Here is an 8,335-nt window from a genome sequence, read left to right as displayed (position 1 = left end):
CGGCACGAGGACGCGGCGGGCGGTGGCCGGTGGCGGCGGCATGCAGATGGACGACACCGCCGCGTCCTCGTGCCGCGCGGCGATGCTGGCCGCGGCCGGGTTCTCGATCATCAACCCGCATTTCTGGCTGGACATGATGGTGATCGGCTCGATCGCCGACAACTTCGGCCACGCGCGCATGGCCTTCGCCGCCGGCGTGGTCACCGCCAGCGCGATGTGGCTGACCGCGCAGGGGCTGGGCGCGCGCCTGCTGGCGCCGCTGTTCACCCGGCCCAATACCTGGCGCGTGCTCGACGGCACCATCGCCGTGCTGCTCAGCGTGCTGGCGCTGACCCTGGCGCTGCGCGGCGTCGGTTGATGGCGGCGGCACCGGCCACGCGTGCGCAAGCCGGCCTGCCGCCGACGGCCGGCTACGCGGTGGCGTGCGCGTGAGCACGCCCCGGCCCGCGTTGTGGACATCCAGCTTCCTGTTGGCGTGCATCGCCAACTTCCTGATGGGCATGTCGTTCTACGTGCTGATGCCGACGCTGCCGTTCCACCTGGTGGAGCAGCTGCGGATCGGCGAGGCGACGGTGGGCATCGTGCTGTCCAGCTACGTGATCGCCGCGCTGCTGGTGCGGCCGTTCTCCGGCTTCATCGTCGACCGCTTCAACGCCAAGCACGCCTACCTGCTGGCGCTGACGGCCTACGTGCTGTTCACCTCCGGCTACCTGCTGGCGCAGACGGTGCTGGCCTTCGTGCTGGTGCGGCTGGGCATCGGCCTGACCTTCGCGGTGATGAGCACCGCGGCCAACACCCAGGCCATCGACATCATTCCCTCGGTGCGGCGCGGCGAGGGCATCGGCTTCTTCGGGCTGATGAGCAGCCTGGCGATGGCGCTGGGGCCGATGGCCGGGCTGTGGCTGATGGACCGCTACCCGTTCCACGCGATCTTCGACGCGGCGGTGGCCGCCGGCGTGGCCGGCCTGCTGGTGGCCGCGCTGGTGCATGCGCCGCGCAAGCTGCGCAACGGCGCGGCCACGGTGCTGTCGCTGGACCGCTTCCTGCTGGTGCGCGGCATCCCGCTGGCGCTGAACCTAGCGGTGATCGGCCTCGGCTACGGCATGCTGCTGGCCTTCGCCGCGCTGCACGGCAAGCAGCTGGGCGCGGGCAACACCGGCATCTTCTTCACCCTGATGGCGATCGGGATGATGGTGTCGCGGGCGTTCTCCGGGCGCCTGGTCGATGGCGGCAGGGTGGTGCAGGCGACCAACGGCGGCACCCTGGGCGTGGTCGCCGGGCTCGGCCTGATGGCATGGGCCGGCGGGCCGCTGCCGTACTACCTGTCGGGCCTGCTGGCCGGCTTCGGCTTCGGCGTGGTGTACCCGGCCTACCAGACGATGATGGTCAACCTGGGCAGCCACGCGCAGCGCGGCACCGCGGTGGCCACTTATTTCTCGGCGCTGGACGTGGGCATCGGCGCGGGCATGGTGCTGGCCGGCGCGATCGCCGCGCGCGCCGGCCTGTCGGCGGCCTTCGCCACTGGCGCGAGCCTGGCGCTGGTGGCGGGGCTGGCGTTCGCGCTACGCCTGTCGAGCCGCTTCGCGGCGCCGCCGCTGCGCGCGGGCAACGATTGAGCGGTACCGGCCTGCGCCTGTGGCAGAATCCGCTTGCATGTGCGGCCATGCCGGCCGCTGCCATCCGCTACCGGGGGAAACGATGAGGAAGTACCTGCTTGTGGCCGCGCTGTGCCTGCTGTCGGCCTGCGGCCACGGCATCGATGGCACCTACACCGACGCGATGGGCGTGGCCAAGTACACCTTCACCTCCGGCGGCAAGGTGACCATCGAGGCGATGGGCATCTCGCAGGAGACCAGCTACGTGCGCGAGGGCGACACGCTGAAGGTGGCGCTGCCGCAGAAGGGCGCCTCGCTGGACTTCACCGTCGGCGAGGACGGCGCGCTGACCGGCCCGCTCGGCATCCGCCTGGAGAAGGTCGGCAAGTAGCCGGCCGCTCGGCGTGCAGCACGGGGTGCGTTGACGTTGGCGACGGTGATCCTTTCGGCGATCGTGGCGGCCCTGCTCGCGGGCGCGGTGGCCGCGTGGGCGTTCGGGCGGCGGCGCGCGGACGGCAGGGGCCAGGGCTGGTCGTTCGTCCCGGAAACCTCGCAGGACGCGTCCGCGGCGCCGGTGGCGCTGGACCCGGCGTTGCTGCCGGGCATGCGCCAGCGCTTCCTGCGCGCGGCGCTGGGCGTGGACGAGGCCGGTGCGACCGACGACGATGCATCCGCACACCAGCAGGTGGCCGACGAGGTGCTGCTGGCGCTGGAACGGGCCGACCTTTCGCAGCGCTACATCCCGCGGCGCCCGCACCTGCTGCCGCAGCTGATCCAGAGCGTCAACGACAGCACCGCCTCGGCGCGCTCGATCGGCCGCATCATCGGCAGCGACCCGGTGCTGACCGTGAACCTGCTGCGCATCGCCAACAGCTCGCTGTACCGCTTCCAGCAACAGGAAGTGCGCAGCATCGAGCGCGCGGTGACGCTGGTGGGCAACGAGGGCATCCGCCAGATCATTTCCGCCGCGCTGGTGCAGCCGGTGATGAACCCGCCCGAGCGCGACGGCGGGCGCTTCTCGCAGCGGCTGTGGGACTACACCCTGCGCATGTCGCTGGCCACCGCCGACCACGCGCGCAGCATCGAGCGCGAGGACGGTTTCTCCGCGCAGCTGGCCGGCCTGCTGCGCGGGCTGGGCATGGTGATCGTGGTGCACGCCACCGCCGAGGCGTATTCGCGCAGGCAGACGCTGGCGCCGTCGCCGGAGGTGCTGCTGTCGCTGCTGGAGCGCTGCACGCCGCAACTGGCGGCGCGGATCGCGCGGCAATGGGAACTGTCCACCGACGTCGCCGCGGCGCTGGAGGGGCAGGCGGCATGGCCACGGGCGAAGGCGCTGGCACGCTCGCTGGAAGTGGGCGAGCTGGCCGCGGCGTTGTCGATGCTGTGCCGCGAGAACCTGATGGAAACCGACGAAGCCCTGCAACTGCTGGCCGGGTGCGTGCCCGGCCACGTGGCCGAATGGTTGTGGAAGCGGGTCAACCCCGACGATCCGCAGCAGGACGAGTGAGTAGTGGGTCTGCTGGAACCGCATGCGGGCCATGCGCCATCCAGCGGTCCACATGAGGCTCTCCCATACGCCCGGGCCTGATTGATGAACGAGCATTCCCCGCGCTTCACCCCGGCAGTGCGCATCGGCCTGTCGATCGCGGTGGCGACCGGCCTGTATGGCATTTCCTTCGGCGCGCTGGCGGTGGCCTCCGGTTTCAGCGTCGGCCAGGCCGTCGCCTTGAGCTTGTTGATGTTCACCGGCGGCTCGCAGTTCGCCTTCATCGGCGTGGTGGGGGCCGGTGGCGGCGGTGCGGCGGCGTTCGGCGCGGCCACGTTGTTGGGCATCCGCAATGCCGTCTATGGCGCGCAGATCAACCGCATGCTGCGGCCTCGCGGCTGGCGGCGGCTGCTGTCGGCGCAGGTCACCATCGACGAATCGGCCGCCACCGCGGCCGGCCAGTGGGAGCCGGCCGAACAGCGGCGTGGCTTCTGGGTGGCCGGCATCGGCGTTTATGTGCTGTGGAACCTGTTCACCCTGCTTGGTGCGGTGCTGGGCGATGCGCTGGGCGACCCGCGCCGCTGGGGGCTGGATGGCGCGGCAGTGGCGGCCTTCCTCGGCCTGTTGTGGCCGCGCCTGCGTTCGCGCGAGCCGGTGGCCATCGCCGTGGTCTGCGCGCTGGCGACGATGTTGGCGTTGCCGTGGGTGCCGCCGGGCGTGCCGATTCTGCTGGCGGCGGCGATCGCCGCGGTGTGGGGCTGGTTCGGGCATGGCCCGGCCAACGAAGGGCTGGAGCCGGACGTGTCACCGGAAGGCGACGGAGGGCAGGGCTGATGTCGCTGTGGGCATGGGTGTTGCTGGGCAGCGTGGTGGCCTGGGCGATCAAGTTCTGTGGCTATCTGGTGCCGGTGCGCTGGATGGCGTCGCCGCGGATGACGCGGGTGGCCGGCACGCTGACCATCGGCCTGCTGGCCTCGTTGACCACGATGAACGCTGTTTCCGCCGGGCAGGGCGTGGTGCTGGACGCGCGCATCGGCGCGCTGCTGGCCGCGGCCGTCGCGTTGCTGCTGCGGCTGCCTTTTCTCGTGGTGGTGTTGGCCGGCGCGGCGGCTGCGGCGTTGTTGCGGCTGCTGTCGTAGGTGCCGGGCCTGCCGGCACGGGGGCCGGGAATGCCCCTGCGGGGCAAGCCCCGCCTCCACGTGTTGTCGAGGAGGAGTAGGTCGGGGCTACGCCCCCGACGCACGGGATATCGGGACGCGAACGTCGGGGGCGTAGCCCCGACCTACCTGGTGCCGGGCAAGGCCCGCGTCTACGGTAACCTGCGGCTCAGAAACGCTGTCCGGCGGCGAGGTAGCGCCACTGGCCTTCGGGCATTTTGCTCAGACCGATGCGGCCGATGCGCAGCCGGCGCACCTGCGTGGCGCGCAGGCCGACCTGCCCGCACATGTGCTGCAACTGGCCGGGGCGCACGTCCTTGATCGCGAAACGCAGGCGCTGCTCGCTCTGCCAGCTGACCTTGCAGGCGGGCAGGGCGCGGCCCGCGTGGTGCAGGCCGTGGGCCAGCTTGGCCAGCGCCCACGGCCCGGCTTCGCCTTCCACGTCGACCATGAACTCCTGCTCCAGCGACGGGCCGGCTTCGAGCAGGTGCCGGCGCACGCGCCAGTCCTGGGTGAATACCAGCAGCCCGCAGGCGTCGGCATCCAATGGCATCGGCGATTGCAGCCGCTGGAAATGGCGGTGCAGCAGGCGGATGCCGGAGGCGTCGTCGGCGCAGCGGTTGTCTTCGCGCAACAGCGCCGAAAGTGCTTCGGCGTCGCAGCCGGCGGGCTTGTTCAGCAGCAGCGTCGCCGGCTCGGCGGGTTCGCTGTCGGCCCCGGCCGCCAACACGAGGGTTTCGTCGGCCACCAGCGTCTGCGGGGTTTCCACCACCACGCCGTCCACGCTGACCCAGCCGCCCTCGATGTAGTGCCGGGCCTGGGCGCGGGAGCAGTGCAGCTGCGCGGCGAGGCGCTTGTCGAGGCGGAGGGGCGTGGTCATGGCGCAGGCTCGGTACGGCGGGCGGGGAGTGTAGCGCCCGGCCTTCCATCGTAGGTGCCGGGCTTGTGCTTGCATCCCTTTTCGGGACAGGCACGGGGCTTTCGCCGGTAAAGCTTCATGCGGGGCAAGCCCCGCAGCTACGGGATCCCGGTGTCCCCGGCGGGCCGGCCAGCCTCGTGCTCCAGCGCGGTCAGGTACAGGCGCAGGTCGAATTCGAGCTGGTGGTAGTCCGGCTCCATGTGCAGGCACAGCTGGTAGAAGGCCTTGTTGTGTTCGGCTTCCTTCAGGTGCGCCAGTTCGTGCACCACGATCATCCGCAGGAACGGCGCCGGGGCGTCGCGGAACACGCTGGCGATGCGGATCTCGCGGCTGGCCTTGAGCTTGCCGCCGTGGTTGCGGGAAATGGCGGTGTGCAGGCCCAGCGCGTGCTTGAGCACCTGCAGCCTGCCGTCGTACAGCACCTTGCCCAGCGGCGGCGACTGGCGCAGGTGGCGTGCCTTCAGTTCCTGCACGTAATCGTGCAGCTGGCGGTCGTTGCGCACCGCGTGCGCCTGCGGGTGGCGGCCGCGCACCGTTGCGCCCAGCCTGCCGGCATCGAGCAGTTCGCGGGCACGCTGCTGCAGGTGTTCGGGATAGCCGGAAAGGTACTTCAGGGGCTGCATCGGCGGGCGCGGGGACGGGCGGGCCGGTATCATCGCAGCATCGGCAACGGAACCACGAATCACCAAGATGGCGAAGGCGAACCCGCTCCAGGAACAACTGCTCAAGGCCGGGCTGGTCAAGAAGTCGCAGGTGGCGCAGGTGGCGCGCGAGCAGAACAAGGCGCGCCACGCCAAGGGCGCGCCGGCCGGCCCCAGCGAGAGCCAGCTGGAAGCCGAGCGTGCCCGCGCGGAAAAGGCCGAGCGCGACCGCGTGCTGGCCGCCGAACACAACGCCCGGCGCCGCGCCGACGAACTGCGCGCGCAGGCGCGGCAGATCATCGCCGACCGCAGGGTGCCGCGCAGCGGCGAGCTGGAATACCGCTTCGATGACGGCGCGGTGATCCGCACCCTGCTGGTCGACGAGGCGCAGCGCAAACAACTGGCCGCCGGCACGCTGGTGATCGCGCGCCACGGCGAGGGCTTCGAGCTGCTGCCGCGGGTGGCGGCGGAGAAGGTGCGCGAGCGCGACGCGACGCTGATCGTGCTCGACCACGGCCAGGGCGGCGACGTGGCGGCGTCCACCGGCAATGCCGAGGACGACGCCTACTACGCGCAGTTCGTGGTGCCCGACGACCTCATGTGGTGAATGGCGGCCATTGGGCCGCCATGCAGGTCGATGCGCTAGGCTGGTTGCCGGTCAGGTCACCGGTCATTGGAGCAGACAGTCATGGCTACCGGCTGGGCGGGCGATACCGCCGTTCAGGATCAGATCGACGCCACCGTCGAGGACGCGATCAAGCGCGCCCGCAGCCGCATGCCCAGCGGTCCGGGCCTGGAACACTGCGAGGAATGCGACGTGCCAATCCCCGAGGCGCGGCGCAAGGCGGTGCCGGGCGTGCGCCTGTGCGTCGCCTGCCAGCAGGCGCTGGACGAAGAGGCCGCGTTCGCCGGCTACAACCGGCGTGGCAGCAAGGACAGCCAGCTGCGTTGACGCCGCCGCTCAGTGGCCTTGGCCGTGCAGGCGGAAACTCCCGCTCCAGCGCCGCATCGAGAACAGCCACCACAGCCAGCCGGCGGCGGCAATCAGGCCGCCGACCACGCCGATGTGGCCCATGCCCAGGCGCAGGCTGACCTGGCTGCCGACCAGCGCGCCGGCGCCGATGCCGATGTTGAAGATGCCCGAGAACAGCGCCATCGCCACGTCGGTGGCGTCCGGCGCCAGATGCAGCACCTTGGACTGCATCGACAGCGCGAAGCAGATCATCGCCACGCCCCATGCGGATGCCAGCGCGTACAGCACCCAGGCATTGCCGGCGGCGCTGCGCAGGCCCAGCAGGCACAGTGCCAGCGCACCGATGGCGGCGAGCAGGAAGCCGCGCGGCCAGCGCAGGCCGAAGCGCGCGAACAGCAGGCTGCCGACGAAGCCCATGCCGCCGAACAGCAGCAGCACCCAGGTGGTGACGTGGCCGCCGAAGCCGCCGACCTGCTGCACGAACGGCTCGATGTAGCTGTAGCCGGTGAACTGCGCCGTCACCACCACCATCACCAGCAGGTACAGCGCCAGCAGCGCCGGGCGGCGCAGCAGCAGCGGGATGCTGCTGGCCGAGCCGCTGTTGCGGCTGGGCAGGGGTGGCAGCAGGCGTGCCAGCACCAGCATGACCAGCAGGGCGATGCCGCCGATGGCGATGAAGGTGGTGCGCCAGCCCAGCCATTCACCGACCACGCGGCCCAGCGGGATGCCCAGTACCATCGCCACCGAGGTGCCGGTGGCCAGCAGCCCCAGCGCCTGCGGGCGCTTGTCGGCCGGCGCCACGCGCACCGCCAGCGAGGCGGTGATCGACCAGAACACCGCATGCGCCAGCGCGATGCCGATGCGGCTGGCCATCAGCACCGGGTAGCTCCCGGCCACGCCGGACAGCAGGTGGCTGGCGATGAACAGCGCGAACACGCCCAGCAGCAGCCTGCGGCGGTCGAAATTGCGGGTCAGCAGCATGCACGGCAGCGAGGTCAGCGCCACCACCCATGCGTAGATGGTGAGCATCAGGCCGACCTGCTCGATCGGCTTGCCGAAGCTGGCGCCGATGTCGCTGAGCAGCCCGACCGGCACGAATTCGCTGGTGTTGAACACGAAGGCGGCCAGCGCCAGCGCGATGACGGCGAGCCAGCGCTGGCGGTCGCTGGGGGCCGGCGCGGCGGAAACGGGGGCGGCGGCGCCCGTCACGGTGGACGGGCACGGGGAGAAGGCACGGGACATGGGGCAGGGCCGGTTCAGGCTGTCGCAGGCGTGGATTCTTGCATTCTTTCGCTGCACTGCAACAAAACGAATGCCTCGCCCGGACTTGCGCCCTACGAGCGCCAATCCGGGCGCGGCATTCCTTTTGTTCCCACTCAGCGAAAGAATGCCAGAATCCACGCCTGCGACAGCCTGAACCCGCCCTGCCCCCTGTCACGTATCTTCTCCCCGTGCACGTCACGGTCGACGGGCGCCGCCGCCCCCGGTTCCGCCGCGCCGCCCCCCAGCGCCCCCCCGCGCTGGCTCGCCGTCCGCCCGCTGGCGCGCCCCCCCCTCGTGTGCA

General features: G+C 71.1%; 11 protein-coding genes. 8 read left to right on the top strand and 3 right to left on the bottom strand.

All coding sequences use genetic code 11. The features are described 5' to 3' along the window. From ABB34_RS04865 to ABB34_RS04840, 6 genes are all read left to right on the top strand, one after another. On the top strand, positions 1-358 hold a 358-nt coding region (locus ABB34_RS04865; RefSeq protein ID WP_161808895.1), incomplete at its 5' end, for a LysE/ArgO family amino acid transporter. Positions 359-428: 70 nt separating this feature from the next. Continuing rightward, a complete protein-coding gene (locus ABB34_RS04860; RefSeq protein ID WP_152979507.1) occupies positions 429-1,616 on the top strand; it encodes an MFS transporter in 1,188 nt (395 codons plus the stop codon). Between the two features lie 82 nt (positions 1,617-1,698). After that, positions 1,699-1,986: a hypothetical protein gene (locus ABB34_RS04855; protein ID WP_057640128.1), complete on the top strand. Its 288-nt coding sequence runs from the start codon at positions 1,699-1,701 to the stop codon at positions 1,984-1,986. Positions 1,987-2,031: 45 nt separating this feature from the next. Further along, positions 2,032-3,102, top strand: a complete 1,071-nt coding sequence (locus ABB34_RS04850) for an HDOD domain-containing protein (protein ID WP_152979506.1) — start codon at positions 2,032-2,034, stop codon at positions 3,100-3,102. A gap of 84 nt (positions 3,103-3,186) precedes the next feature. After that, entirely contained in the window at positions 3,187-3,915 is a 729-nt protein-coding gene (locus ABB34_RS04845; protein WP_057640126.1) for an AzlC family ABC transporter permease, read from the top strand. Then, positions 3,915-4,220 carry an AzlD domain-containing protein gene (locus ABB34_RS04840; RefSeq protein WP_057640125.1) on the top strand — a complete coding sequence of 102 codons (306 nt, stop codon included), beginning with the start codon at positions 3,915-3,917 and terminating at the stop codon, positions 4,218-4,220. Before ABB34_RS04845 ends, ABB34_RS04840 begins: the two co-directional genes overlap by 1 nt. 187 nt (positions 4,221-4,407) lie before the next feature. Here the strand turns inward: ABB34_RS04840 and ABB34_RS04835 are convergent, their stop codons facing one another. Together ABB34_RS04835 and ABB34_RS04830 are read right to left on the bottom strand one after the other, a co-directional pair. Then, the gene (locus ABB34_RS04835) at positions 4,408-5,118 is read right to left on the bottom strand and encodes an rRNA pseudouridine synthase (RefSeq protein WP_057640124.1); all 711 of its coding nucleotides are present in this window, start codon (positions 5,116-5,118) and stop codon (positions 4,408-4,410) included. Between the two features lie 137 nt (positions 5,119-5,255). Beyond that, positions 5,256-5,780 (bottom strand): M48 metallopeptidase family protein, encoded by a 525-nt coding sequence (locus ABB34_RS04830; protein ID WP_057640130.1) that lies wholly within the window; start codon positions 5,778-5,780, stop codon positions 5,256-5,258. A 67-nt stretch (positions 5,781-5,847) separates the two neighbouring features. Between ABB34_RS04830 and ABB34_RS04825 the strand changes: the two genes are divergently transcribed. After that, positions 5,848-6,405 (top strand): DUF2058 domain-containing protein, encoded by a 558-nt coding sequence (locus ABB34_RS04825; protein WP_057640123.1) that lies wholly within the window; start codon positions 5,848-5,850, stop codon positions 6,403-6,405. Between the two features lie 81 nt (positions 6,406-6,486). Further along, complete coding sequence (locus ABB34_RS04820; protein ID WP_057640122.1) at positions 6,487-6,750, top strand: DksA/TraR family C4-type zinc finger protein; 264 nt, start codon at positions 6,487-6,489, stop codon at positions 6,748-6,750. A gap of 9 nt (positions 6,751-6,759) precedes the next feature. Here the strand turns inward: ABB34_RS04820 and ABB34_RS04815 are convergent, their stop codons facing one another. Beyond that, positions 6,760-8,013, bottom strand: coding sequence for a sugar transporter (locus ABB34_RS04815; RefSeq protein ID WP_057640121.1), 1,254 nt, complete (start codon positions 8,011-8,013; stop codon positions 6,760-6,762). Positions 8,014-8,335: the final 322 nt, after the last annotated feature.

The organism is Stenotrophomonas daejeonensis (genome assembly GCF_001431505.1).
GTDB lineage: Bacteria > Pseudomonadota > Gammaproteobacteria > Xanthomonadales > Xanthomonadaceae > Stenotrophomonas > Stenotrophomonas daejeonensis.
This window is presented reverse-complemented; position numbering and strand designations above follow the sequence as displayed.